At 37.8% G+C, this 24,281-nt stretch carries 25 protein-coding genes and 1 other annotated feature; of the genes, 19 read left to right on the top strand and 6 right to left on the bottom strand.

Annotation, left to right across the window (positions count from 1 at the left end; translation table 11 throughout):
• The first annotated feature begins 82 nt into the window (after positions 1 to 82).
• Positions 83 to 907, top strand: a complete 825-nt coding sequence (locus AC6CH1_RS11685; protein ID WP_427708677.1) for a manganese catalase — start codon at positions 83 to 85, stop codon at positions 905 to 907.
• A 64-nt stretch (positions 908 to 971) separates the two neighbouring features.
• Here the strand turns inward: AC6CH1_RS11685 and AC6CH1_RS11680 are convergent, their stop codons facing one another.
• Positions 972 to 1,808 carry a manganese catalase gene (locus tag AC6CH1_RS11680; protein ID WP_498317611.1) on the bottom strand — a complete coding sequence of 279 codons (837 nt, stop codon included), beginning with the start codon at positions 1,806 to 1,808 and terminating at the stop codon, positions 972 to 974.
• 457 nt (positions 1,809 to 2,265) lie between these two features.
• Here AC6CH1_RS11680 and infC point away from each other — a divergent pair, with 457 nt between their 5' ends.
• From infC to AC6CH1_RS11655, 5 genes are all read left to right on the top strand, one after another.
• Positions 2,266 to 2,769 carry a translation initiation factor IF-3 gene (gene infC, locus AC6CH1_RS11675; RefSeq protein ID WP_039967350.1) on the top strand — a complete coding sequence of 168 codons (504 nt, stop codon included), beginning with the start codon at positions 2,266 to 2,268 and terminating at the stop codon, positions 2,767 to 2,769.
• 35 nt (positions 2,770 to 2,804) lie between these two features.
• A complete protein-coding gene (gene rpmI, locus AC6CH1_RS11670) occupies positions 2,805 to 3,005 on the top strand; it encodes a 50S ribosomal protein L35 (protein ID WP_008407727.1) in 201 nt (66 codons plus the stop codon).
• A 76-nt stretch (positions 3,006 to 3,081) separates the two neighbouring features.
• Positions 3,082 to 3,441 carry a 50S ribosomal protein L20 gene (gene rplT / locus AC6CH1_RS11665; protein WP_498317609.1) on the top strand — a complete coding sequence of 120 codons (360 nt, stop codon included), beginning with the start codon at positions 3,082 to 3,084 and terminating at the stop codon, positions 3,439 to 3,441.
• Positions 3,442 to 3,511: 70 nt separating this feature from the next.
• Positions 3,512 to 3,772: a DUF1294 domain-containing protein gene (locus tag AC6CH1_RS11660; protein WP_251686520.1), complete on the top strand. Its 261-nt coding sequence runs from the start codon at positions 3,512 to 3,514 to the stop codon at positions 3,770 to 3,772.
• 127 nt (positions 3,773 to 3,899) lie between these two features.
• Entirely contained in the window at positions 3,900 to 4,490 is a 591-nt protein-coding gene (locus AC6CH1_RS11655) for a peroxidase-related enzyme (RefSeq protein WP_498317608.1), read from the top strand.
• A gap of 38 nt (positions 4,491 to 4,528) precedes the next feature.
• Here AC6CH1_RS11655 and AC6CH1_RS11650 read toward each other — a convergent pair whose 3' ends face one another.
• From AC6CH1_RS11650 to AC6CH1_RS11640, 3 genes are all read right to left on the bottom strand, one after another.
• A complete protein-coding gene (locus AC6CH1_RS11650; RefSeq protein ID WP_498317607.1) occupies positions 4,529 to 5,581 on the bottom strand; it encodes an ABC transporter permease in 1,053 nt (350 codons plus the stop codon).
• Positions 5,582 to 5,583: 2 nt separating this feature from the next.
• Positions 5,584 to 6,261 carry an ABC transporter ATP-binding protein gene (locus AC6CH1_RS11645; protein WP_498317605.1) on the bottom strand — a complete coding sequence of 226 codons (678 nt, stop codon included), beginning with the start codon at positions 6,259 to 6,261 and terminating at the stop codon, positions 5,584 to 5,586.
• A gap of 91 nt (positions 6,262 to 6,352) precedes the next feature.
• Positions 6,353 to 6,733 (bottom strand): sigma-w pathway protein ysdB, encoded by a 381-nt coding sequence (locus tag AC6CH1_RS11640; protein WP_498317603.1) that lies wholly within the window; start codon positions 6,731 to 6,733, stop codon positions 6,353 to 6,355.
• Between the two features lie 90 nt (positions 6,734 to 6,823).
• Between AC6CH1_RS11640 and AC6CH1_RS11635 the strand changes: the two genes are divergently transcribed.
• From AC6CH1_RS11635 to AC6CH1_RS11615, 5 genes are all read left to right on the top strand, one after another.
• Entirely contained in the window at positions 6,824 to 7,306 is a 483-nt protein-coding gene (locus tag AC6CH1_RS11635; RefSeq protein WP_498317601.1) for a dUTP diphosphatase, read from the top strand.
• Positions 7,307 to 7,389: 83 nt separating this feature from the next.
• Positions 7,390 to 8,478 (top strand): M42 family metallopeptidase, encoded by a 1,089-nt coding sequence (locus tag AC6CH1_RS11630; RefSeq protein ID WP_498317600.1) that lies wholly within the window; start codon positions 7,390 to 7,392, stop codon positions 8,476 to 8,478.
• Positions 8,479 to 8,681: 203 nt separating this feature from the next.
• Entirely contained in the window at positions 8,682 to 10,286 is a 1,605-nt protein-coding gene (locus AC6CH1_RS11625; protein WP_498317598.1) for a spore germination protein, read from the top strand.
• Positions 10,286 to 11,395, top strand: coding sequence for a GerAB/ArcD/ProY family transporter (locus AC6CH1_RS11620; RefSeq protein ID WP_251686528.1), 1,110 nt, complete (start codon positions 10,286 to 10,288; stop codon positions 11,393 to 11,395). Before AC6CH1_RS11625 ends, AC6CH1_RS11620 begins: the two co-directional genes overlap by 1 nt.
• The gene (locus tag AC6CH1_RS11615; RefSeq protein ID WP_498317597.1) at positions 11,392 to 12,522 is read left to right on the top strand and encodes a Ger(x)C family spore germination protein; all 1,131 of its coding nucleotides are present in this window, start codon (positions 11,392 to 11,394) and stop codon (positions 12,520 to 12,522) included. The genes AC6CH1_RS11620 and AC6CH1_RS11615 overlap by 4 nt, the downstream gene beginning before the upstream one ends.
• A 417-nt stretch (positions 12,523 to 12,939) precedes the next feature.
• On the opposite strand, the gene AC6CH1_RS11610 is transcribed toward AC6CH1_RS11615, so the two are convergent.
• Entirely contained in the window at positions 12,940 to 13,392 is a 453-nt protein-coding gene (locus AC6CH1_RS11610) for an SRPBCC family protein (RefSeq protein ID WP_498317596.1), read from the bottom strand.
• A 280-nt stretch (positions 13,393 to 13,672) separates the two neighbouring features.
• Between AC6CH1_RS11610 and argF the strand changes: the two genes are divergently transcribed.
• Positions 13,673 to 14,638 (top strand): ornithine carbamoyltransferase, encoded by a 966-nt coding sequence (gene argF, locus AC6CH1_RS11605; protein WP_498317779.1) that lies wholly within the window; start codon positions 13,673 to 13,675, stop codon positions 14,636 to 14,638.
• A 267-nt stretch (positions 14,639 to 14,905) separates the two neighbouring features.
• On the opposite strand, the gene sspI is transcribed toward argF, so the two are convergent.
• Positions 14,906 to 15,115, bottom strand: a complete 210-nt coding sequence (gene sspI / locus AC6CH1_RS11600; RefSeq protein ID WP_251686531.1) for a small acid-soluble spore protein SspI — start codon at positions 15,113 to 15,115, stop codon at positions 14,906 to 14,908.
• A 123-nt stretch (positions 15,116 to 15,238) separates the two neighbouring features.
• On the opposite strand from sspI, the gene AC6CH1_RS11595 reads away from it, so the two are divergent.
• The 7 genes from AC6CH1_RS11595 to pheT all read left to right on the top strand — a co-directional run bounded on the left by AC6CH1_RS11595 (position 15,239) and on the right by pheT (position 24,262).
• A complete protein-coding gene (locus tag AC6CH1_RS11595; protein ID WP_498317593.1) occupies positions 15,239 to 16,000 on the top strand; it encodes a TrmH family RNA methyltransferase in 762 nt (253 codons plus the stop codon).
• Between the two features lie 603 nt (positions 16,001 to 16,603).
• A complete protein-coding gene (qoxA, locus tag AC6CH1_RS11590; RefSeq protein WP_251686533.1) occupies positions 16,604 to 17,491 on the top strand; it encodes a cytochrome aa3 quinol oxidase subunit II in 888 nt (295 codons plus the stop codon).
• 37 nt (positions 17,492 to 17,528) lie between these two features.
• A complete protein-coding gene (gene qoxB / locus AC6CH1_RS11585) occupies positions 17,529 to 19,493 on the top strand; it encodes a cytochrome aa3 quinol oxidase subunit I (protein WP_498317591.1) in 1,965 nt (654 codons plus the stop codon).
• Positions 19,493 to 20,092 (top strand): cytochrome aa3 quinol oxidase subunit III, encoded by a 600-nt coding sequence (gene qoxC / locus AC6CH1_RS11580; protein WP_014823149.1) that lies wholly within the window; start codon positions 19,493 to 19,495, stop codon positions 20,090 to 20,092. The genes qoxB and qoxC overlap by 1 nt, the downstream gene beginning before the upstream one ends.
• A 3-nt stretch (positions 20,093 to 20,095) precedes the next feature.
• Positions 20,096 to 20,377 carry a cytochrome aa3 quinol oxidase subunit IV gene (gene qoxD / locus AC6CH1_RS11575; RefSeq protein WP_008407695.1) on the top strand — a complete coding sequence of 94 codons (282 nt, stop codon included), beginning with the start codon at positions 20,096 to 20,098 and terminating at the stop codon, positions 20,375 to 20,377.
• 68 nt (positions 20,378 to 20,445) lie between these two features.
• Positions 20,446 to 20,675 (top strand) — a binding site (T-box leader).
• 126 nt (positions 20,676 to 20,801) lie between these two features.
• Positions 20,802 to 21,839: a phenylalanine--tRNA ligase subunit alpha gene (pheS, locus tag AC6CH1_RS11570; RefSeq protein ID WP_014823150.1), complete on the top strand. Its 1,038-nt coding sequence runs from the start codon at positions 20,802 to 20,804 to the stop codon at positions 21,837 to 21,839.
• A gap of 17 nt (positions 21,840 to 21,856) precedes the next feature.
• Positions 21,857 to 24,262, top strand: coding sequence for a phenylalanine--tRNA ligase subunit beta (pheT, locus tag AC6CH1_RS11565; RefSeq protein ID WP_498317589.1), 2,406 nt, complete (start codon positions 21,857 to 21,859; stop codon positions 24,260 to 24,262).
• Positions 24,263 to 24,281 lie beyond the last annotated feature (19 nt).

Below are 24,281 nucleotides of genomic sequence, written 5' to 3'. Positions count from 1 at the left end.
AAATGAAAGCTACGATTTTTATATTTTTAAAAGCATTTTTTAGGTAAATGCATATAGTAGGAAATATAAAAGGAGTGAATAAATGTTTTATCATATAAAGGAGCTGCAGTATGAAGCCAAGCCGTGTAAACCGGATCCGGTTATGGCACGGAAAATGCAAGAAATTCTCGGAGGTCAATTTGGAGAAATGTCGGTAGCACTTCAATATTTATTTCAAGGCTGGAATACGAGGGGCAATGAAAAATACCGTGACCTACTGATGGATACAGGCACGGAAGAGCTTGCTCATATAGAAATGATTTCAACAATGATTGCGAGATTGTTGGATGGGGTAGAACCGATAATATTAGATGAGGCTGCAAAGGACCCGCTGATAGCGGCAATTTTAGGAGGCAGTAATCCGCAACATATAATCGTTAGTGGTCTAGGGGCTGCACCGAAGGATTCCAATGGTGTGCCATGGAATGCCGGGTATATTGCAGCAAGCGGCAACTTACTGGCGGATTTCCGTGCGAATCTGAATGCCGAATCACAAGGACGTCTACAGGTAGCGCGTCTTTATTATGAAACGGATGATCCAGGGGTACGTGATATGTTTTCATGGTTGCTTGCAAGAGATACAATGCATCAAAATCAGTGGGTTGCAGCGATTAAAGAATTAGAGGCACAGGAAAATATTGTCGTGCCAAGTACTTTCCCTAAAGAGCTTGAAAGACGAGAAGTAGCCTATACATTATTTAACTTCTCCCGTGGAAATGAAAGTGCGCACGGACGTTGGGCGCACGGGCCGAGTATGGACGGGGAAGGTGTATTTAATTATGTGGAACACCCGCAACCTTTTGCGCCGGCTCCTGTTTTACGGCCAGCACCGCCAACTATATTCGACACCCCTCCTAATATGATGTAAAACAAAAAACTGTCCTCGAATTGTATGTAATTCAAAACAAGTCGAGAACAGTTTTTATTGTAGATTATAATTTTTTATCTACATCGATATCATGGTGTAAAGTTGTTGGTGGTACGGCCGGGTTCGGTACTTGTCCCATTGGTGCCGGGTTATCCAAGAATACAAATTCCCCAGTTCCGTCTGGTGCTGTACCTTGTGCCCAAGGACCATTTTTAGATGCTGTTCCTTCTGATAAGCTCCATAATTCATAGGCATGCGGCTGAGCTTCCAACTCGTCTTCCGGTGCGAATGAAGCGGGAACGACAACACCTTTCTTTTCTTCAAGCTCTTTAATAGCCGCCATCCATTGATATTGGTGATAACGGTCGCGTGCCAGCATTTTTCTGAATACAGTACGTACACCTTCATCTTTTGTCATATGGTATAAACGCGCAACTTGTAAACGGCCTTGTGATTCAGCATTTAAGTTTGCGCGGAAGTCTGCAAGCAGGTTACCACTCGCTGCAATATAACCAGCATTCCATGGTACACCGTTAGAGTCTTTCGGAGTAGCTCCTAGACCACTAACAATTAAATGCTGCGGATTAATGCCGCCCATAATTGAATTCATCATTGGGTCTTGTGCAATTTTCTGCTGGTCATCCGGTGATGCACCGTCCAGTAATTGACTAATTAAAGAACATAGCATTTCAACGTGACCAATTTCCTCGGTACCGATATCCATTAATAAGTCTTTATATTTTTCTTCGCCACGACAGTTCCAACCTTGGAACAGATATTGCATCATGACACTCATTTCACCGAACTGACCGCCAAGAACTTCCTGAATTTGTTTTGCTAATAATGGGTCCGGTCTTTCAACTTTTACCTCAAATTGTAATTCTTTTTGATGTCTGAACATATTAAAAATTCCTCCTATCGATAAAATGTGAGTCCTTAATTAGATACCACGAATTTTTTAAGTAAAACCTGGAAATGAAAATTAATTTCATTTATTTTTTAAAAACGGAGAAACAATAAAATTAATCATATAAAAATGCTTGACGTTACTTTGGTCCCGTGGTAAGATTATTTAAGTTATGAATACAAAAGTTTGAAAGTAGAGGCTGCCCGCTTCTCACCTGACAAGTGCTTTTATAAAAGTTACGAGCAGGTATCAGAAACGTTGAATTGTTTTACGCATGAATGCGTATGCACATATAGCGGGCGGACATCTCAAATGTCCGTCCTTTTTGTTTGTAAAAATGAAAAGAACATATGGACATCACGCAGAGGTGTACCGTTCGACAGGGTTATACTTTACACCAACTCATGTATTCGCGACAAACACTTGGAGGTGGATTAATATTAGCAAAGACATGTATGTAAACGAAGGCATCCGCGCGCGAGAACTTCGTCTAATTGATCACAATGGTGATCAGCTTGGTTTAAAAACGCGTACTGAAGCGTTGGAAATTGCCGCTCGTGCTAACTTGGATCTTGTCCTTGTGGCCCCTCAAGCCAAGCCACCAGTCGCTCGTGTCATGGACTATGGTAAATTTAAGTTCGATCAGCAAAAGAAAGATCGTGAAATTCGTAAAAATTCTAAAGTAATCGTAATGAAAGAGGTTCGCTTGAGCCCTACGATCGATGAACATGATTTTCAAACGAAATTACGTAATGCGATTAAGTTCCTTGAAAAAGGTGACAAAGTTAAAGCGTCAATTCGCTTTAAAGGTCGTGCAATTACACACAAAGAAATCGGTCAGCGTGTGTTAGATCGCTTTGCTGAAGCTTGTGCTGAAGTATCTACGGTTGAACAAAAACCGAAGATGGAAGGCCGAAGCATGTTCTTAGTTCTTCAACCGAAGACAGAGAAATAATACGTATGTAGTAACAAGTTTAGGAGGAAATCGACATGCCAAAAATGAAAACTCACCGTGGAGCTGCGAAACGTTTCAAAAAAACAGGTACTGGTAAATTAAAATTTGACCGTGCTTATGGCTCTCACTTATTCGCTAACAAATCAACTAAAGCAAAACGTCACTTACGTAAAGCGAAAGTTGCAACTTCAGGCGATTTCAAGCGTATTCGTACATTATTAACTTACATGAAATAATCTTTGACCGTTTAAAAGATTATACAAAACAAAAATAAAATTAAGCATTCGAAAGAATTAGCAGGAGGTAATTACTATGCCACGCGTAAAAGGCGGAACAGTAACACGCGCTCGTCGCAAAAAAGTTTTAAAATTAGCTAAAGGTTACTACGGTTCAAAACATACTTTATACAAAGTAGCTAACCAAGCAGTAATGAAATCAGGTCAATATGCATACCGTGACCGTCGTCAAAAGAAACGTAATTTCCGTAAATTATGGATCACTCGTATTAACGCAGCAGCTCGCATGAACGGTTTATCTTACTCTCGTTTAATGCACGGCTTAAAAGTAGCAGGTATCGAAGTTAACCGTAAAATGTTAGCTGACTTAGCTGTAACTGATGCAACAGCATTCGCTCAATTAGCTGAAGAAGCTAAAAAAGCAGTCGCTAAATAATTTTAGTATATAATAAAGACTGATAGGGATTTGCTCCTTATCAGTCTTTTTTTGATTAGGGGGAATTCAGATGGAATTAGCAGCACTTTCATATGTTGCAGTTGTTTCACTCGTATTATGTGTATATATGTACATAGATAAAGAACGTGCAAAAAAGAAGGAATGGCGTATTTCCGAAAGGACTTTATTAACATTAGGTGTTCTGGGAGGTGCACTTGGCGGTGTATTAGGAATGTATTTATTCCGTCATAAAACAAAGCACAATAAATTTGCATTTGGCTTTCCATTACTTGGAGCAATCCATGTATTCTTACTCGTTCAGCTATTTTAATATCATCCCGAAGCATAGACTAAGTTTGTCTATGCTATTTTTATACAGTTAGCAGATTATTCGTTTGTTAGTTTAATAGTTGTAATTTATAATAAATTCAGTAAATTCAAAAGCAGGGAGTAGTGAAATGAGCAAATACGAAGAGCAGTTGTCTTATTTACAGAAGCCAAATGAAGAGGAAATACCGGGAGATGTACAGCAACTTTTCGATCAACATGTTGAAAAGCAGCTGGAGCAAAATGGTTTTGTAAATAATTTATTTAAAATTCTTCCATTGAATGCGCAGCAGTTTAAAGGGTTTTTGGAATTTAAATATTCTTTGTTCAATGAAGAAACAACTTATTTGTCGTTAGCAGACAAGGAAATGATCGGGCTCGTTGTCTCTTCGACAAATAATTGCAATTATTGCCTCACTTCACATAGTGATGTACTTCGCGGGATATCAAAAAATCCTGGGTGGGTTGACCAATTAACATACAACTACCGCTCTGCAAAACTTACGGAAAAGCAGCGTGCGTTATGTGATTATGCCTACCGGGTAACAAGATATCCAAATGAAATAACGACTAAAGAAGTCGATCTACTACGTGAGGCTGGCTTTAATGATCATGAAATATTGGAAGCCGCATATGTTGCCGGTTTCTTCAATTATACAAACCGCTGGGTAAGTACAATTGGTGCAGTCGCCAATCCTGGCCATTATGGACATAATCGTTAAAATGGATGCTGCAGTAAAATGCAGCATCCAATTCTGTGTTAAATGATAAAAAATAGGAGCATCAAGACAACGCTAATCGGACCAAAAAAACGGTATTTGATACGTTTTTTTGCCTGAAACCACTCATTTTCCTGAACAGACATTAGTTGAAAAAAAGGAGCTTGTTTAATTTCATTCAGGATAGAACTAAGGGCAACGTTTAAACCGATAAAAGAAAATATGAGGACAACTGCTTTTGCCCAGATTGGTAGAACGAAGAGAAGGCCGATGCTAATGACAATGAGTTGAACGGGCGATTTCAAGTAATTCAATTTTCTCAATAATGTTTTGTAAATTAAATTATCGATCCGGTGTGTACTTAATACTTTCTTTTTGGCAAGTAAAATAAGTGGCTGCTTTGTCTTAGCTGGCATATAATATCGCATTTCCAAGCTAAATTGATAAATGCGCTTCATCCAACTGTAAAAGGCCTCATATTCCCAGCTCGTTTCGATTGTCCAGTAACGATTGCTAAGTACAGTATTTAGTAAAAGTAGATGAACAGCAAGAAGGAGTATGAAAAATCCCCATAATTGCAAAATGCCGAGGCTAAAAATAATGAGTGCATGAACAATGAAAAGTAACGGCCATTTTGTAAACCACTTTTGATATCTATACTGTATCCATATATGGAGTACGCTTATTATGTTTAAAGACAAAAGGACTTTCCAAAATGGAAATAAGATAAAAGACGAAGCGAGCAATAATAGAATTACAAGTACAAAGTTATATTGTAAAAATGTATAACAATAACCCCATAGTTTAATATGATGAATTTTACTTCCCTGCTGCTTATAAAATAACAGATCTGCATCATATATATATAGGCGTAAAGATGATTTAACTAACAAGAAGCTAATCCCAAATAACAGAAGGAGTAAGGGAATTGGCTGAAGCTCAAATACCTGAAAATTACCAGCAGTATCGCGATATAAGAAAAAGCCGATAATGACACTGGGCACTACAAGGTATAGAAGGACTGTCCAATCTGTAATTGATTTAATTAGTTTTAAATTAAATTGATACGAGCGATAAAGGCGTTTTGTAAACATCGTTATAACCTGCCTTGTAATTCATAAAAGATATCCAGTAAAGAAATAGGTTGTCCGATCATTTGTTGAAGCTCACGCAATGTTCCCTTAGCCTGGATATTTCCTTCATGAAGGAGAATGTAATGATCACAAAGCATTTCAGCCATTTCTAATTGGTGTGTGCAAAGTAAAAAGGATGCACCCTGCTGTTTACGTTCTTCGATTAAAACGAGCAGTTCCCGCATAGCTCGCGGATCAAGTCCCATGAATGGTTCATCCAATATGTAGAGTGGTCGTTCGATTAAAAAAGCCAGCACAAGCATCACTTTTTGCTGCATTCCTTTTGAAAAGTATATCGGCAAATCATCCAGCCGCTTGTCAATTTGAAAGAGTTTGAGTAACTGCTCTGCTTTATCCCAAAGTGTTTTGTCGTTATATTCATCAATTAAAAATTGAAGATGCTCGCGCAGTGTGAAATGCTCATATAATAATGGACGTTCTGGAACATAACCGTAGGAGGGGATGGTGATAGCCCCTTCGAAATAAGGAATAACACCGAGCATTGATTGAATTGTAGTACTTTTCCCTGCACCGTTTCCCCCAATTAAACCAGTAATAGTACCAGGCTGCATTGAAAAATCAATTTGCTCAATGCTTGATTGATTTGCAAGATAACCTGCTTTCTTAATATAAATTTCCATAATATTTCACCTCATCCATTTATACGGATATATATGAAAAAGGTTTCAAACATAAAAGCGAACCGTACAATCTACGGTTCGCTGTCCCCAGTTAGGCTTTCATCAGTTTTTCTATCGGATTTTTCCAATTAATCGAAGCGTTTGGATAATTCATGAGAATCTCGTTTTCCAAATACATAAAATCCACTTTCGTAAACCCTTGAAGTTTCATCGCATCATGGACAAAGACGAAAATACTTACGACTTCAAATGCATTGTCCGTCGTACCTAAATATTTTTCTCCTTCAAATAATGCCCCCTTATATGATATGAAAAAGTTTTTCCGAATGTTTTTTACATCATCATAAAAATAATATTGTCCATTTTCATAGGCCTCATCCAATTTACGCTTTGGGTCGATTAAGTAGCGTACCCCTCTGTAAAATATGTAAATGATGAGAAGGATGATGGCAATTCGTAACAATAAAGCCATGAAACTTCCTCCTTGCTTACGGTGATTCCCTCCTATACGATTGAGTAGTATAAAAAGTTTCATTTTATTTTGAAAAAGAGGGATGTTTTAATGCAATTTCGTCAATTATTTGAAAAGCAACGGCAACTAGACCGATTTATTGAAGAAAACCAACAAGTACAAAAAGATGTATTTGCCGAAAAAGGCCTCGCATTATTAGTTGAGTTAAGTGAACTTGCTAACGAAACACGCTGTTTCAAGTTTTGGTCAACAAAGGAGCCATCAAAAAGAGCTGTCCTTTTAGAAGAGTTTGTAGATTCGGTTCACTTTATGCTTTCACTTGGAAATATGCGCGGCTTTCTTTTAGTGGAGTGGCCCTATTTAAAAGAGAAGCAAGAGTTAACTGAAACATTTATTTATACGACACAGACGATTCTTACGTTTTTGCAGCACCAAACAGAAGAAAATTACAGGGCAATGTGGGAACAGTATAGCTTAATTGCCTACAACTTGAACTTTACAATCGATGACGTTTTCCAAGCATATAAATTAAAGAATGAAAAGAATTATGAACGACAACGAAATGGCTACTAATTTACATAATGGCGAGAAACTATTTCACATTTCGAAATATTGTCGCTATAATAAAGATGAGTAATTATTAGGGGGAAACCGACATGACAAAGCTCGATGCTACATTACAAATGTTCAAAGATTTAACAGATGCAAACGGTATACCGGGAAATGAACGTGCACCACGTGAAGTGATGAAAAAATACATCGCACCATATGCAGATGAAGTGGAAACAGATAACTTAGGCAGTTTAATCGCAAAAAAAGTAGGCGATGAAAACGGTCCGAAAATTATGGTTGCGGGTCACTTGGATGAAGTTGGTTTCATGGTTACACGCATCGATGACAAAGGGTTCATATTCTTCCAAACAGTAGGCGGCTGGTGGAGCCAGGTAATGCTTGCCCAACGTGTGACAATTACAATGCGAAAAGGGGAAGAAATTATTGGTGTGATCGGATCAAAGCCACCACATATTTTACCGGCTGATGTTCGTAACAAAGTAGTCGATATAAAATCAATGTTCGTTGATATCGGTGCCACTTCAAAAGAAGAAGCAATTGAATGGGGCGTACGTCCTGGCGATATGATTACACCATATTTTGAATTCAATGTGATGAAAAATGAAAAACATCTATTGGCGAAAGCATGGGACAACCGAATTGGCTGTGCGATCGCAATTGATGTACTGAAAGCATTAAAAGATGAAAAGCATCCGAACATCGTGTATGGTGTCGGGAATGTACAGGAAGAAATCGGCCTTCGCGGCGCGAAAACTTCTACATTTAAAGTACAGCCGGATATCGGTTTTTCTGTAGATGTTGGTGTTGCTGGTGATACACCGGGCGTGACACCGAAAGAGTCGACATCAAAAATGGGCGCAGGTCCACAAATTGTCGTATATGATGCATCAATGGTATCACATACAGGGTTACGTGAATTTGTCCTTGATGTAGCTGAGGAAGCAGGTATTCCATACCAGTTCGAAGCAATGGCTGGCGGCGGTACGGATGCAGGAAGTATCCATATTACAGCAAACGGTGTACCATCATTGGCAATCGGTGTTGCAACACGTTATATTCACTCACACGCAGGTATTCTGCACCGTGATGATTATGATAATGCGGTGAAATTAATCGTAGAAGTAATTAAACGATTAGACCGTGATACAGTTAATAAAATTACATTTGAATAATCATGAATTTTCTGCTTGGAACTAGAAAGGTACTGTAGTTTAAAGTTGAAACAAAAATCAATTTTCTAATAAGGAAAATTGATTTTTTTTGCTTTTTATGCATTTATATTTAAAAAACTAAAGAAAAATATAAGTTTATTGAATAGAAAAAAGATATAGGGAAATAATGGATTCATTAATTATTTAGAATGGGGGGGAATAGTATGTTTTTTGGAAAAAAGTATAAGAAGGCATTACTCAAGAAACAAACGGGAGAATTAACACTGCCTTCACAAAATAATATGGATGAAAAACAATCTTCTCCATCCACCAGTGAAGTAACACCCCAAAAAGATAATCGGCAACCTATTTCCGATTTAACTGAAGATTTTATAAAAGATATAAAAGAGCAAATTCATTCTCCGGCGGATTTAGTAATTCGATACGTTACGGATTCGATAACTATTTTATATATCGATAACTTAATAAAAGAAGAAGTATTGAATGGGAAAATACTACCTATTTTGTTGAATGTGCAAGATGAAACACCTAGTAGTATCCACAGTCAATTACCACTTCCACAAGTAAACGTAGAAGCTCAAATGAATGAATGTATCGAAACCATGTTAACAGGTGCTGTTCTAATCCATATAGCGGGATATAAACAGGTTACTATGGTCATCATTCCAGCAAGAGAATCCCGCGGTTTGTCTGCACCCGAAAACGAATCGCAAGTTATCGGATCGCAAGTAGGCTTTAATGAAAGTCTCTCCACAAATATCTCGCTTGTTCGACGATTTATTTTGAGCCCAAATCTTAGTAATGAAAAATTGAAGGTTGGTAAACAAACTAATACATCGCTCTCTATACTCTATGTAGATGGTGTTGCAACGGAACAAAATGTTAATACAGTTCGGCAAAGAATACAAGGTCTTGAAATTGAAGATTTAATCGACAGTGCGGAACTCGCAGAATTAATCGATGACAGCTCCCTGTCTATATTTCCTCAAATGTTGTTAACGGAGCGCCCCGATCGGTTTTGCGATGGTTTATTGGCTGGAAAAATAGGCATTCTTGTTGATGGCAGTTCGATGGGGATACTTTGTCCTTCCTCATTTATTGAGTTTTTTCAAAGTAGAGAAGATAAAAACTTGCGGTGGCCGATTGCAACCTTTGTGAGATGGTTAAGATTTGTAGCTATTTTTATCTCTATTTTTTTCACCCCATTGTATGTAGCATCGTTAACTTTTCATTATGAAGTGATTCCACAGCCGCTTCTAGTGCCGCTTAGTGAATCAAGAGCTAGAGTACCGTTCCCGCCAATTCTGGAAGCACTTTTCCTCGAGTTGATTATGGAATTGCTTCGTGAGGCTGGGGCGCGATTACCTACAAAAATAGGTCAAACAATTGGAATAGTCGGGGGGATCGTACTTGGTACAGCAGCAGTGGAGGCAGGGATTACGAGTAATATTCTTATTATTATTGTCGCTCTATGTGCATTGTCATCCTTTATTACACCAAGTTATATGATGGGAAATGTTATTAGGTTGCTTCGCTTTCCAATCATCATTTTAGCCGGTTTTTGGGGTTATTATGGTATAATGCTGGCTCTTTGTATTCTGCTAATTCATTTACTAAGACAAACAAGCTTAGGCGCTCCATATATGGCGCCATTTTTCCCACCTAGACTAAAAGATTTGGGAGATAGCTTAATTCGTTTGCCATACCCCTTTATTATTCGAAAATCGCCAAATGCGCGAGTAGAGGATCCGGATTATTCAGTAATGCGTGAAAATATTAAGGGCGATAAGAAGAAGGTGAAAGAGTGATGAACAAGCTGCAAATTAACCCCACTCAAACTTTCAATGCGCCTCTTCTCTTTTACATCATCTGTTCTACTCAAATTGGTGTAGGAGTCCATGGGTTTCAAAGCGTAATCTATCAAGAAGCAAAACAGGATGCCTGGATTTCTATAATTATTAGTTTTGTTGCAGCACATCTTGTCGTCTTTGTAATCTTTAAAACTATGAACTTGTATGAACAAAACGATCTTTATGGAGTTAATTTAGATTTATTTGGTAAATATTTAGGTAACTTTATTAATATAATTTATATTGTTTATTGCGGCTTAGCATTTTTTGCTGTTATTAAGAATTATACTGATGTTATTAATATATGGGTATTTCCAAGTTTAAGTCCTTCGTTTATTACAATTACATTGCTTATTACTGTGATTTACGCTTTTACAGGTGGTCTAAGGGTAATAATAGGAGTTTGTTTTTTCAGCTTTTTCTTAAGCCTCTGGATTTTAATTATATTATTATTTCCGCTTGACTATACGAATATTAATTACTTGCTGCCTGTGTTGGATAATGATTTTATAAGTATATTAAAAGGCGCGTACTTGATGACGTTTACCATGGTAGGTTTTGAAATAATTAATACTATGTATCCTTACGTCAAGGAAAAGAATAAAGCGCAAAAATATGTACACATGGGATTACTGTTCACATTGGCTATTTATTTGTTTGTAATGTTCATAACATTAACTTTTTTTAGTGAGGGGCAGCTTGAGAAAACGATTTGGGCAACATTATCATTATTCAGCATTGTTCGTTTGCCTTTTCTGGAACGGATTGAACTTATAACGGTCTGTTTCTGGATGCTTATTATTTTGCCGAACCTTTGTTTTTATGTATGGTCTGCTTATCGGGGGATTAGACGAATAATTAAAATAACCGACAAGAAATTTATTTTAATTTTCTCCCTTTTGATATATATAGGATCCTTGCTTGTGAAGACACGGGCTGAGATTAATACTTTCAATAATTATTTGGGGAATGTTGCATTTTATATAGTATTTGTTTATCCTTTCTTTTTATATTTCATTGCTTTCCTAAAGAAAAGAATCTTTAAACGAGAGGCGATAAGAGAATGAATAGGCTAATTACGTTTAAAAAACTAGTTTTGCTAATTGTATGCACTCTCGTATTAGTTGGTTGCTCAGAACAGAAGATTCTTGAACGGATAAGTTTAACGACACTTGTAGGATATGAATTGGAGGGTGAGGATAATTTATCTGTCACAACTATTATCCGACAAATTAATCCGGATTTAGAAAGTAAAATTGAATTGCAATCAGCAACAGCGACAACAAGTAAGGGAGCCCGTGCAAAGATGGATTTAAAAACATCGAAGAGAATTGGCTCAGGGCAATTACGGGTTGTACTATACGGTGAGGAGCTCGCAAAATCAGGTTTAAATGATAATATTCATATTTTAAAAATGAATTCCGAAATCAGCAACGCAACATATTTGGCTACTGTAGAAGGAGATTTAAAGTCATTGTTAGGGTATAAATATGAAAATATATCGGATATTGGACAACATATTTATCAATTAATCCAACATAACATTGAACAGCAGTATATTATTTCATCGACCCTTCATGAAGTCAATAGAGGTAAACTCTCGATTTTAGATAATTATGCGATGCCAATATTAAAAAGAGAAGGAGAAAATATTGCAATTTCTGGTATAGCTTTTTTCAACACAGGAAAATTAGTCGGAAACCTTCCTGCGGAGGATGCCCTATATATATTAATGACTCAAGGAAAGACCCATAACGGCACACTTGAATTGGAACTACCGATAACAATATTGGAAAAATCCCTCTCCGATACTTCGGAAAAACTGCCAATTGTCATCGACTCCATTAATTCAAAGCGGAAAATTAAGTTAGTGGATCCAGCAGTACCTGAATTCAATTTATCGATTCAATTTGAATGCAGGTTATTGGAGGTTGATTCTGATGTAAGTATGAAGGGTGCGCGTAATATTCAAAAACTTGAAAAAGAAATTAACAAACAAATCGAAAGCGAAATTAAACGAATTATAGAGTATAGTCATGACATCAATACTGATATCTTCCAGTTTGGCGAGTATTATAAAGCACAGAATCGAAATGCGGATATTAATAAAGAGAAATGGATGGAAATGTATCCGGATGTTAAAGTGAATATCTCCGTACATTCCAAAATTATTCGTGACGGCGTTTTTCAATAAATATGATTAATTCCATATAGAACAATTGGCTGAATGAATTTCAGCCTTTTTTTTGTTAAATAACTTAGTGCTTATTAGTAACTTTTTTTCGCAAAAAAATATTCAGAACAGTGTATATTTAATGATTAGAGTAGGTATTAGGTATAAGCAGCTAATTTCGATGCTATTATGAAAAGACCAAACAATTCAAAGAGACTATAACCACTAATTCATGAAAAGATGAATGAGTTTAGCAGTTATCAAACGACGAACTTTACTGTGACTATATTATTTATAGATGAAGTTTGTATTAGTGTCTGCAGTGAATATGATGAGAAAGTTGAGTGCATCGTATGCTGAAACATGCTGTACAATCCCCAATAAAATAAGCAAAAACCATTAATTTTCCGGTTATCGGGAAAGTTAATGGTTTTTTGTTTATTTTACATCATGCAGGGCAGTAAGCTTTGTTTCAATTGAGTTCGTCAAATCGGTTGTCACTTTAGGTACGAAACTTTCCAATACAGGGTTGATCATCATCCCCATAAAACCGCCGGCAGACAAATCGAGGCTTCCTGTAACTTGAGAGCACTCGTTAGTGCCGTCTGCAATATTAAAATAGCCGTTACCGTCAAAGTTGTCTGATAATCCTTTAATGTTAAACTTTACATCAGTTGGCTCAATAGAATCCGTAATATCGACTTGAAGTATAATCTTTTTTTTCGTGAACCCTAAATCTGCCAGTAAAGTCCAAGTGAACTGTGTATCATGTAGTGCTTCGTGCTCGATATAACCTGGGATTAATGGGGCCCAATTATTGTAATCCTTTAGAAAATTCCATATTACATCGTTTGATAATGGTAATTCCACTGTATGGATAGCGTTTGGCATAATAATTCCTCCTAAATAATCAATTTTCATTACAAGTAAATTATTTCCAAAAAGTACTGCTGTAAATAGTATGCTAAAAAATGAATTGGAATTCAATAAAAATCAAAAATTTTCTCCAATAAACAGGGAAAATATCGCTTAAGTAAAATTTTTGTTTTGAAAAAACGGTGTAATTATTGAATAATTAAATTAATTTAAATAATTTATAATAATTCACTTGATTTTATATTTATTCATTTGTATAATAAAACCAACATAAAGCTCACAGAGGTGTGTAATGATGAAATTATTAGAAGAAGTGCAATTAAAGCCCGTTGAAAGTTTACAAGGAAAAGACTTATTAACATTGCTTGACTATACGAGTGAAGAAGTGAAACAACTGCTTGAACTTGCTACTCAGTTGAAAATAATTACAAAAGCGGGCAAATGTCCACGATTATTGGAAGGTAAGACACTTGGCATGATCTTTGAAAAAAGTTCAACGCGTACACGTGTATCATTTGAAGTAGGCATGCAGCAGCTCGGAGGATATGGCATGTATATGAATGCACGTGATATGCAAATTGGCCGTGGTGAACCAATCTCCGATACAGGAAGAGTATTGTCAGGTTATTTAGACGGAATTATGATTCGTGCCAACTCCCATACGATGGTGGAAGAATTGGCTGATAACGCATCGATTCCGGTCATTAATGGTTTAACGGATCTTGATCATCCATGTCAGGCATTAGCTGATCTTGAAACAATTGCCGAAAATAAAGGGGATTTGAAAGGATTAAAAATTGCTTATGTAGGTGATGGCAATAATGTAGCACATGCGCTTATTGTTGCTGCAGCACATGTTGGTATGCATGTAGCAGTTGCAACACCACCAGGATATGAATGCGATACGCGTATTATTGAAAAAGCACAAGTGATTGCTTCTCGAAACGGCAGTACCATTGTTGTAACGAATGACCCTGTGGCAGCTGTTACAAATGCAGATGCTGTTTATGCAGATGTATGGACATCTATGGGGCAGGAAGAAGAAACGCAAAAGCGACTAAAGGATTTTGCGAAATACCAGATTAATGATGAATTGGTTGCCCATGCAAAGCCGGATTATATGTTCCTTCATTGTTTACCGGCACATCGAGAGGAAGAAGTTGCGACGTCAGTTATTGACGGCCCAAATTCTTATATATTTGAGCAAGCAGAAAATCGTCTGCATGCACAAAAAGCAGTTTTAGTATCTTTATTGGCGTAAAAAGTAACAGGCAGTTGGCTTTATACTACGGGTTGTAGTCGCCGCTGCGAACCATACATTATTTATGTGCAGGAAGGGCAAATAAATAATGTAGTAGTCCAACATGAATAACAACGGGAGACGCTGTGACGATTCATGAAGAACTACAAGTGATGTCTGTATTCAAGATGGAATGCCCCATCACTACATAGAAAAAGCAATCCGGGAGACGCTGGATTGCTTTTTTGTATGGAATCATAATTGAATGATGGGTGGTTATGCTAAATGTTAGCTGACAAATTGTTTTGCTAATTTTTGTGAAAAATCGTTTCGCTCACTTTCGCTTGCACCGTTCCACCATTTTTCCAAGAATACACCAAGGCCTGGAAGTAAATGTTCTTCCCCCCGTGCAATTGCATCATTGACGATATCCTGAAATTCAGCGGCATCTGAGCCCATTACATTGGCAGTAATTGCTTGTCGAATTTGAAAATCCATATGAAACCTCCTTTTCCCATACTTTGTTCAAAATAATAAACTTTATACATGGCATTGCATTATGGATTACAAAATAATTGTGCTAAAATATACAATCGAGTACGTAAAAAAGGACGGGAAATCATGAAAAGAATCGAATCGACACAAAATACGCTAGTGAAGCATTGGAAAAAGCTTGTGACACAACGAAAAGAACGTGAAAAAACAGGAGAATATATAGTAGAAGGTTTTCATTTAGTGGAAGAAGCGTTAAAACATAAAGATCAAATCGTGCAAATCATTGTGCGTGATGGTGTTGATCTACCTTTATTATGGGCAATTGATGAAGTGGTATTAGTACACGTAAATGATGCAGTCTCAAAAGAAATTGCGGAAACTGAAAATTCCCAAGGGGTATTTGCCCATTGTAAGCAACGCCAAATCTCCGAAGATGAACAATTAAATTGGCGCAAAGTACTTTTAGTCGATGCGGTTCAAGATCCGGGAAATATCGGCACAATGATCCGAACTGCAGATGCAGCTGGAGTTGATGCAGTTATATTAGGGAAGGGTAGTGTCGATGCATTTAATCCGAAATCTTTGCGTTCTGCACAAGGTTCTCATTTCCATATTCCAGTCGTACGTGGCGACTTGTTGGAATGGGTGGAAAACCTGCAGGCTGATAATGTTCGTGTATATGGAACTTCATTGGACGAATCTATTTCTTACAAAAAAGTGGAACCAAGTGATTCATTTGCATTAATTGTGGGTAATGAAGGGAGTGGCATTAATCCTCAAATTTTGGCAAAAACAGACCAGAACATCATCATTCCTATATTTGGCGGGGCAGAATCATTGAACGTTGCGGTGGCAACAGGAATTTTACTGTATGCATTTGTAAAATAAACAGTCGAAAAGTTAACGAGGGATTTTGTAAGTAAGTACTTATAAAATCCCATTTCTTTTAAAATATTAGGTAAAAAGTGGAAATAAAACCCATAATATGAAACATTAAGCGCTTTCTGATTAGTCACAAAATATGAACATTAACGAGTTCATAGAAATGTCATTTTTGAAATGTAGGTGTGTTTTAGCTCGTAATTGCTTTGTTTTACTGCATTTGTCGTCATTATTTTAAAATATTAAAAAAGAATTGCTCGAAAAATGGCAGAAATAAGGGTATTTTCCAATTTGATGTTTTGACACTTATTTGATGTTTAACTAAAATCTAAGTAGGTTAGACAGGCGCCTTAAGTTGTCACAACAAAAAAATAAAATAATGCTTTTTGAAATAGTGAGCAAACTGTTAATTATGGGATTCAATTTAAAGGTTCTAAATGGTGATGAATTGATGTTCTGGTTATTTGCCACTATATGCATAGTGTAAATGGTAATAAGTGAAATTATTCATTCGTAGTAACACTATTGTCATTATTTTATTTTCGCTCTCACATGAAAGCGCTTAAGCAAAATCTAACAAGCTCTATTTATTTGGAAAGGAGTCCAACTATGAAAGTAAATATGAAGGGAACATTACTCTCTTTCATGGGACTAGGTGCTATTCTATTAGCAGGCTGTAACGATAAGTTAGCAGTACTTGATCCTAAAGGTCCTCAAGCTCAAAGACAAGCCGATGACACAATGTTATTAATTTACTTAATGTCAGGGATTGTTTTAACAGTATTAGCAATTTTGGTGTTTATGTTATTTAAATACCGTGCATCAAAACAAAGTCCAGATTACGAGCCACCGCATATTCATGGTCACTGGCTTGTAGAAACAATTATGATTGGTATTCCTGTAATCATCGTTATTTTCTTATCATTTGTTTCTGTTAAGAGTAACTACATTGTTGAGAATGTTCCTCAAGAATATGAAGATCAGGAACCTTTAGTTATTTATGCTTCTTCATCTAACTGGAAATGGCACTTCAGCTATCCAGAACAAGGTATTGAAACAGTAAACTACCTATACATTCCTGCTGGACGCTCGGTTGAATTTAAACTTTATTCTTATGGTCCAATTACAAGTTTCTGGATTCCACAACTTGGTGGTCAGAAATACGCAATGGCAGACATGGTAACAACATTACACTTAGCTGCTGACAACCCAGGTGAATTCTGGGGACGTAACGCGAACTTCTCAGGTCGTGGTACAGCAGAAAACATTTTTGATGTAACAGCATTAACTCAAACTGAATTCGACGAATGGGTAACAGAAGTTCATGAAACGGCTGCTCCATTAACAGAAGAGAAGTTTGACGAATTATTAGAGCCAGGTCACCTTGGTAAACAAACTTATACTGGTACACATCTAGAGTTCTCACCAGCTCCGGAACACAACCATGAATCTTCAGACGAAGAAAAAGAGGATGAAGAGGACCATTCTTCACACTAATTTTTGAAAGTAACAACTTTTCGAAAGGAGTACTACTATGTCGGAATTCTTTGCACAGTTTGCAGTTCCACACCCAAGCACATTAATTTATATCGCAATGGCTTCTATCGTTTTAGGGTCAATCGCGTTAGTAGCGATCGTTACTTATTTTAAATTGTGGGGCTACTTATGGCGTGAATGGATTACAACTGTTGACCATAAAAAAATCGGTATCATGTATTTAATCACTGCTTTAGTTATGCTTTTCCGCGGCGGTGTCGATGCCGTAATGATGCGTTTACAGCTAGCTATTCCAGAAAACGGTTTCTTAGACGCTCAGCACTATAACGAAGTATTTACAACTCACGGAGTAGTCATGATTTTATTCATGGCAATGCCATTCATTACATTCTTCTTTAACTTTTTAGTACCTTTACAAATCGGGGCACGTGACGTTGCGTTCCCACGTTTGAACAACTTGGCATTCTGGTTATTCTTCATGGGTATGGGATTATTCAATATCTCATTCATCGTTGGGGGATCTCCTGATTCTGGATGGACTTCATATTTCCCATTAGCGGATAATGAATTCAGTACATCAGTTGGTACAAACTATTACATGCTGGCACTTCAAATTGCGGGTCTTGGTACATTAATGACAGGTATTAACTTCATTACGACTATCATGAAAATGCGTGCTCCAGGCATGACATTATTTAAAATGCCAATGTTCACTTGGTCAGCACTTATTGCAAACTTAATTATCGTATTCGCGTTCCCAGTATTAACAGTAGCATTAGCTATGGGTACAATGGACCGTCTATGGGATACTAAATTCTTTGCTATCGGTGACGGTGGTATGGACATGCTTTGGGCCAACCTGTTCTGGGTTTGGGGTCACCCTGAAGTATATATCTTAATCTTACCGGCATTCGGTATTTTCTCTGAAGTTATTTCGACATTCGCACGTCGTAACTTATATGGTTACACATCAATGGTTTGGTCAATGATCTTAATTTCAGTATTCTCGTTCGCTGTATGGACTCACCACTTCTTTACAATGGGTCAAGGTGCATTCACGAACTCGATCTTCTCGATCACAACAATGGCAATTGCGATCCCAACAGGGGTTAAAATTTTCAACTGGTTATTCACACTTTATAAAGGGAAAATTGTTATTACAACACCAATGTTGTATGCATTGCACTTCATTCCTTTATTCACACTTGGTGGTGTTACAGGGGTTATGCTTGCGATGTCAGCAGCTGACTACCAATACCACAACACAATGTTCTTAGTAGCCCACTTCCATAACGTAATCATCCCTGGTGTTGTTTACGCGATGTTAGCTGGTTTAACGTTCTACTGGCCAAAAATGTTCGGTTTCATGTTAAATGAGCGTCTTGGTAAAGCAACTGTTTGGGTAATGTCTATAGGTTTCGTACTATCATTCATTCCAATGTATATCACTGGTTTAGATGGTCAAGCACGTCGTATGTACACATACTCTGATGCTGCAGGTTTCAGTACTTTAAACATGGTATCGTTCGTCGGTGCCGGAATCATGTCTGTTTCATTCTTAATGCTAGTATGGAACATTTGGTACAGTTTCAAAAACTCTCCACGAGACATCGGTTCAGATCCATGGGATGCACGTGGTCTTGAGTGGGCGACACATACACCAATCCCACACTATAACTTTGCAATCACTCCGGACGTAACTGATTCAAATTCAGAAGCATTCTGGGATTCTAAGAAAAACGGCACGAAGTTATTCAAAGGTGAAATTCAAGATATTCACATGCCAAATAACTCAGGTCAAACATTTATTTTATCAATATTCTTCTTCATCGGTGGTTTCGCTTTAGTATTCAGCATGTTCACTTTAGCAATCATCAGCTTAATCGGTATTTTAGCTTGCATGGGTTACCGTTCTCTAGAAGACGACCATGGCTACCATATCCATAAAGAAGAAGTAGAATTAATCGAGAAAAAATATGAAGAAGAAGGAGGTGCGAAATAATGGGTAAAGTTAATAACAATGTTCCATTGGAATATTCAACAGAGGAAAATAACCTGAAAATCTTCGGATTCTGGACTTTCCTAGGTGCGGAAATTATGTTATTCGGTACATTATTCGCATCATACTTTGTCCTTTCGGGTCGTACAGGTGACGGTCCAACTGCTGCTGAGATTTTCGAAATCGGTCCAGTATTGGCAGAAACATTTATTCTTTTAACATCAAGTTTTACAATCGGTTTAGCTATTCATGCTATGCGTCTTGGCAGTAAAAAAGCGACATTGTCATTTATGGGTATTACGTTATTACTTGGTGCAGCGTTCATTTCTGTAGAAATTTACGAATTTGTACACTATGTACATGTTGGTGCAGGTATTACGACTAGTGCCTTCACATCTGCTTTATTAACAACGTTAGGAACACACGGTCTTCACGTAACGTTTGGTTTATTCTGGGGAATCTTCATTATGATCCAAATTGCCAAACGCGGACTTAACTCAGTAACAGCAGGGAAAACATTTGTATTCTCACTATACTGGCACTTCCTGGATGTTGTTTGGATCTTCATCTTCAGTTTCATTTACTTGAAAGGAATGATGTAATCTATGGCTAAGTTCTTCCCAATAGGCCAAATTATGGGCTTCGTATTTTCACTGATTTTAACAGTGATTGCAATGCTTGTGTACTTCACAGATATGTCATTCACAACTGGAATGGTTATCCTTTTAGTGACAGCATTCATTCAAGCAGGTTTACAGTTTATTGTCTTCATGCACGCTGGTGAAACAAATGACAAGTGGGCTATCTACTCGAACATCGTATACGGAATCGGTTTAGTAGTATTGACTGTTTTAGGTTCTTTATTAATCCTTCTTTGGGATATGTAATGATGAAAAACGCTCCAGCTAGTTGATAAATGTACGAAAATACATTAAACTAGTTGGAGAATATATTACGAAATGCGTTGACCGGGAAGAGTAGGTATACACCATTTGTTTTAGGGAATGCAAGCCAATGACTGAAAGCTTGCTAACAAATTGTATAGTGAAGTTCACCCCGCGAGCAGCATCCGGGATCCACTTGTGGTGAAAGGATTGCCGGCTAGACATAGTCGTTAGCTCCAATGAAGTGATTGCTTTTTGCAATAACTAGGGTGGTACCGCGAAACTCGTCCTCGTCCCTTTCTTAGGGGGCGAGGATTTTTTATTTTCAAAAATGGTGATTATTATAGTGCGTATATGTAAATTTGTTAAAGCAACGGGTTCAGACCAGGCACTATGACACTGGATTTTATTAAGGAGGACTTTGTAAATGGAACAACAATTAAAGCAATTGGAACAAGAAGCATTAGCAAAAATTGCCGATGCAGCTGACTTAAAAGCATTAAATGACGTTCGTGTTGCGTACTTAGGTAAAAAAGGACCGATCACGGATTTATTAAAAGGAATGGGGAAACTTTCTGCAGAAGAACGTCCGAAAATGGGTGCCCTAGTTAACACTGTACGTGAAAATGTAACAGCTGAACTTGAGAAAAAGGTTGCTGTTTTAGAAGAAGCTGCAATTTTAGCGCAGCTTGAAAACGAGTCAATCGATGTGACGTTACCAGGTGCAAAAGTACGTGCAGGAAACCGTCACTTGTTAACACGTGTAATCGAAGAAATCGAAGACCTGTTTTTAGGTATGGGCTACGAAATCGTAGAAGGACCTGAAGTAGAAAAAGACTACTATAACTTTGAAGCAATGAACTTGCCTAAAGGTCACCCGGCCCGTGATATGCAGGATTCATTCTATATTTCAGAAGAAACATTATTGCGTACACATACTTCTCCAGTTCAGGCACGTACAATGGAAGCCAAAAAAGGCGAACCGATTCGTGTGATTTGCCCAGGTAAAGTATTCCGTCGTGACACAGATGATGCGACACACTCTCACCAATTCATGCAAATTGAAGGTCTTGTAATCGGGGAAAATATCCGCATGTCTGACCTAAAAGGAACTCTTGATGCATTGGCCAAGAAAATGTTTGGAGCAGAACGCGAAATCCGCCTGCGACCATCATTCTTCCCATTCACAGAGCCTTCTGTAGAAGTTGACGTATCTTGTCATAAATGTTCAGGTAAAGGCTGTAATGTATGTAAGCAAACTGGCTGGATTGAAATTTTAGGTGCTGGTATGGTACACCCGAACGTACTTGAAATGGCTGGCTACGATTCAACTAAGCTTTCAGGTTTCGCTTTCGGTATCGGTGCAGAACGTATCGCAATGTTAAAATACGGTGTGGATGATATTCGTCATTTCTATACAAATGACACACGCTTCTTATCACAATTCCACCAGGCAGAAGTGTAAGAAGGAGGACAATATAAATGTTAGTTTCATTAAAATGGTTAAGTCAATATGTAGACATTTCTTCTATAGAAGCAAATGAATTAGCAGAAAAAATTACGCGTGCGGGTATTGAAGTTGATGCAGTAATTGACCGTTCACTAGGCATGTCATATGTTGTTGTTGGTCATGTTGTATCAAAAGAAAAACATCCGGAAGCAGATAAATTAAATGTGTGTCAAGTGGATGTTGGGGAAGATGAGCTTCAACAAATCGTGTGTGGGGCTCCAAACGTTGATGCTGGTCAAAAAGTCATCGTAGCGCGTCCAGGGGCAAAATTGCCAGGCGGCATTAAAATTAAAAAAGCGAAGTTACGCGGGCAAGAATCAAACGGAATGATTTGTTCACTTCAAGAGTTGGGCATTGAAGGCCGTCTTGTGCCAAAAGCTTATGCAGATGGGATTTATGTATTACCTGCCGATTCAACTCCAGGTGCAGATGCATTAGAAGTTTTAGGCTTACGTGATACAGTACTTGAGCTTGGTTTAACGCCGAACCGTTCGGATGCAATGAGCATGCTTGGTGTTGCTTATGAAGTAGCTGCGATTTTATCCCAAGATGTAAAATTACCGGAAATCGTTTATACAGCTTCAGCTGAAAAAGCGGAAGACGTTTTAAAGTTAACGGTAGAAGATAAAGAAGCAAATCCGATGTACGCAGCAAAAGTTGTAAAAAACATTGAAGTAAAAGAATCGCCATTATGGCTGCAGCATGCGCTTATGTCTGCAGGAGTACGACCACATAATAACGTAGTTGATATTACAAACTACGTATTAATGGAATACGGTCAACCATTACATGCATTTGACTACGATAAATTGGCAACTGGTGAAATCGTAACGCGTATGGCACGTGATGGTGAAGTAATGACAACGCTTGATGATCAGGAGCGTAAATTGGCTAGCCACAATCTTGTCATTACAAATGGTCAAGAAGCTGAAGCGGTTGCAGGTGTTATGGGCGGTGCTAAATCAGAAGTATCAAATACTACAACGACAGTAGTAATCGAATCTGCATACTTCAATCCGGCTTCTGTGCGCCGTACTTCAAAAGAGATCGGCTTACGTTCAGATTCTTCAGCGCGTTTTGAAAAAGGTGTTGATCCGAATCGTGTCCTTCCTGCAGCAGAACGTGCAGCACAATTACTTGCTGAATTAGCAGGCGGTGAAGTACTTGAAGGTACAGTGCTAGTTGATGAACTTGATAAGTCACCTGCCCGTGTTGTTGTATCACCTGACTTTATTAACGGCCGTTTAGGTATGAAGATTTCGTTAGAGGATATGCTGTCTATTTTAGAGCGTTTAAAATTTGATGTGGAAGCAGCAAATGGCTTATTGATCATTGATGCTCCAACGCGACGACAAGATATTAAAATTCCGGAAGATATCGTTGAAGAAATTGCACGTATGTATGGCTATGATGAGATTCCTGTAAGCTTACCGGCGAGTGATCAAGTTGGCCGGTTAACGCCTTATCAGTCAGGACGCCGTATCGTACGCAATGTAATGGAAGGTGCCGGTCTTTATCAAGCGGTAACTTACTCATTAACTTCAGCAGCGCACGCTCAAAAGTTTGCATTAAAAGCTGAAGATACAACAAAATTATTAATGCCTATGTCTGAAGAACGCTCAACATTACGCCAAAGCTTAATTCCTCACTTAGTAGAGGCAGCAAGCTATAACGTAGCCCGTCAAGCGGAAACAGTAGCATTATATGAAATTGGTTCAGTATTCCTTGGACAAACTGCTGAAGAACTTCCATTTGAAGAAGAGCACTTAGCGCTTGTGTTAACAGGTAAATGGATAGATAATACATGGCAGGGCGAAAAGAAAAATGTTGATTTCTTCGTTGCAAAAGGTATTGTTGAAGCGGTATTTGCTAAATTAGGCTTAACAGCTCGAGTAAGCTATGTAAAAGCGCAAGTAGACGGTTTACATCCAGGTCGAACAGCTGATGTATTATTAGATGGCGAAAAAGTGGGTGTCATTGCCCAGCTTCATCCGCAAGAACAAAAAGCATTTGATGTAAAAGAAACATATGTAGCCGAACTGAACTTGAATGCCATTTTAAGTGCAACACAAGAAGAGCTTGTTTATTCAATGATTCCTCGCTTCCCGGCAATGAGTCGTGATATCGCATTAGAATTGGATGTAGCAGCTCCAGCTGGTGAAATTGTAAGCATTATTAAAGGTGCAGGAACTTCTTTATTGAAAGAAGTAAAAGTATTTGATGTTTATGCAGGGGAGAAAATGACGGCTGGTAAAAAATCAGTAGCATTCTCATTAACATATTTCGACCCAGAACGCACATTAACAGACGAAGAAGTAGTCACAGCGCACAATAAAGTATTAAAAGCATTAGCAGCAGCTGGTGCAGAAGTACGCTAATTAACAATAACAAAACCCG

It is taken from the genome of Solibacillus sp. GQ1, assembly GCF_059758555.1.
Note: the sequence above shows the minus strand (reverse complement) of the source record. Positions and strands in the feature narration are given on the sequence as shown.

What these genes read in the sequence shown, in the direction of transcription:
- AC6CH1_RS11615 (WP_498317597.1), top strand. Translation starts at nt 11,392, where the DNA reads ATGAATAGGCTAATTACGTTTAAAAAACTAGTTTTGCTAATTGTATGC.
- rplT (WP_498317609.1), top strand. Translation starts at nt 3,082, where the DNA reads ATGCCACGCGTAAAAGGCGGAACAGTAACACGCGCTCGTCGCAAAAAA.
- sspI (WP_251686531.1), bottom strand. Translation starts at nt 15,115, where the DNA reads ATGGATTTTCAAATTCGACAAGCAATTACTGCCAATGTAATGGGCTCA.
- infC (WP_039967350.1), top strand. Translation starts at nt 2,266, where the DNA reads ATGTATGTAAACGAAGGCATCCGCGCGCGAGAACTTCGTCTAATTGAT.
- pheT (WP_498317589.1), top strand. Translation starts at nt 21,857, where the DNA reads ATGTTAGTTTCATTAAAATGGTTAAGTCAATATGTAGACATTTCTTCT.
- AC6CH1_RS11685 (WP_427708677.1), top strand. Translation starts at nt 83, where the DNA reads ATGTTTTATCATATAAAGGAGCTGCAGTATGAAGCCAAGCCGTGTAAA.
- qoxC (WP_014823149.1), top strand. Translation starts at nt 19,493, where the DNA reads ATGGGTAAAGTTAATAACAATGTTCCATTGGAATATTCAACAGAGGAA.
- AC6CH1_RS11645 (WP_498317605.1), bottom strand. Translation starts at nt 6,261, where the DNA reads ATGGAAATTTATATTAAGAAAGCAGGTTATCTTGCAAATCAATCAAGC.
- qoxD (WP_008407695.1), top strand. Translation starts at nt 20,096, where the DNA reads ATGGCTAAGTTCTTCCCAATAGGCCAAATTATGGGCTTCGTATTTTCA.
- AC6CH1_RS11680 (WP_498317611.1), bottom strand. Translation starts at nt 1,808, where the DNA reads ATGTTCAGACATCAAAAAGAATTACAATTTGAGGTAAAAGTTGAAAGA.
- AC6CH1_RS11630 (WP_498317600.1), top strand. Translation starts at nt 7,390, where the DNA reads ATGACAAAGCTCGATGCTACATTACAAATGTTCAAAGATTTAACAGAT.
- rpmI (WP_008407727.1), top strand. Translation starts at nt 2,805, where the DNA reads ATGCCAAAAATGAAAACTCACCGTGGAGCTGCGAAACGTTTCAAAAAA.
- AC6CH1_RS11610 (WP_498317596.1), bottom strand. Translation starts at nt 13,392, where the DNA reads ATGCCAAACGCTATCCATACAGTGGAATTACCATTATCAAACGATGTA.
- argF (WP_498317779.1), top strand. Translation starts at nt 13,673, where the DNA reads ATGAAATTATTAGAAGAAGTGCAATTAAAGCCCGTTGAAAGTTTACAA.
- AC6CH1_RS11660 (WP_251686520.1), top strand. Translation starts at nt 3,512, where the DNA reads ATGGAATTAGCAGCACTTTCATATGTTGCAGTTGTTTCACTCGTATTA.
- AC6CH1_RS11655 (WP_498317608.1), top strand. Translation starts at nt 3,900, where the DNA reads ATGAGCAAATACGAAGAGCAGTTGTCTTATTTACAGAAGCCAAATGAA.
- pheS (WP_014823150.1), top strand. Translation starts at nt 20,802, where the DNA reads ATGGAACAACAATTAAAGCAATTGGAACAAGAAGCATTAGCAAAAATT.
- AC6CH1_RS11625 (WP_498317598.1), top strand. Translation starts at nt 8,682, where the DNA reads ATGTTTTTTGGAAAAAAGTATAAGAAGGCATTACTCAAGAAACAAACG.
- qoxB (WP_498317591.1), top strand. Translation starts at nt 17,529, where the DNA reads ATGTCGGAATTCTTTGCACAGTTTGCAGTTCCACACCCAAGCACATTA.
- qoxA (WP_251686533.1), top strand. Translation starts at nt 16,604, where the DNA reads ATGAAAGTAAATATGAAGGGAACATTACTCTCTTTCATGGGACTAGGT.
- AC6CH1_RS11640 (WP_498317603.1), bottom strand. Translation starts at nt 6,733, where the DNA reads ATGGCTTTATTGTTACGAATTGCCATCATCCTTCTCATCATTTACATA.
- AC6CH1_RS11635 (WP_498317601.1), top strand. Translation starts at nt 6,824, where the DNA reads ATGCAATTTCGTCAATTATTTGAAAAGCAACGGCAACTAGACCGATTT.
- AC6CH1_RS11620 (WP_251686528.1), top strand. Translation starts at nt 10,286, where the DNA reads ATGAACAAGCTGCAAATTAACCCCACTCAAACTTTCAATGCGCCTCTT.
- AC6CH1_RS11650 (WP_498317607.1), bottom strand. Translation starts at nt 5,581, where the DNA reads ATGTTTACAAAACGCCTTTATCGCTCGTATCAATTTAATTTAAAACTA.
- AC6CH1_RS11595 (WP_498317593.1), top strand. Translation starts at nt 15,239, where the DNA reads ATGAAAAGAATCGAATCGACACAAAATACGCTAGTGAAGCATTGGAAA.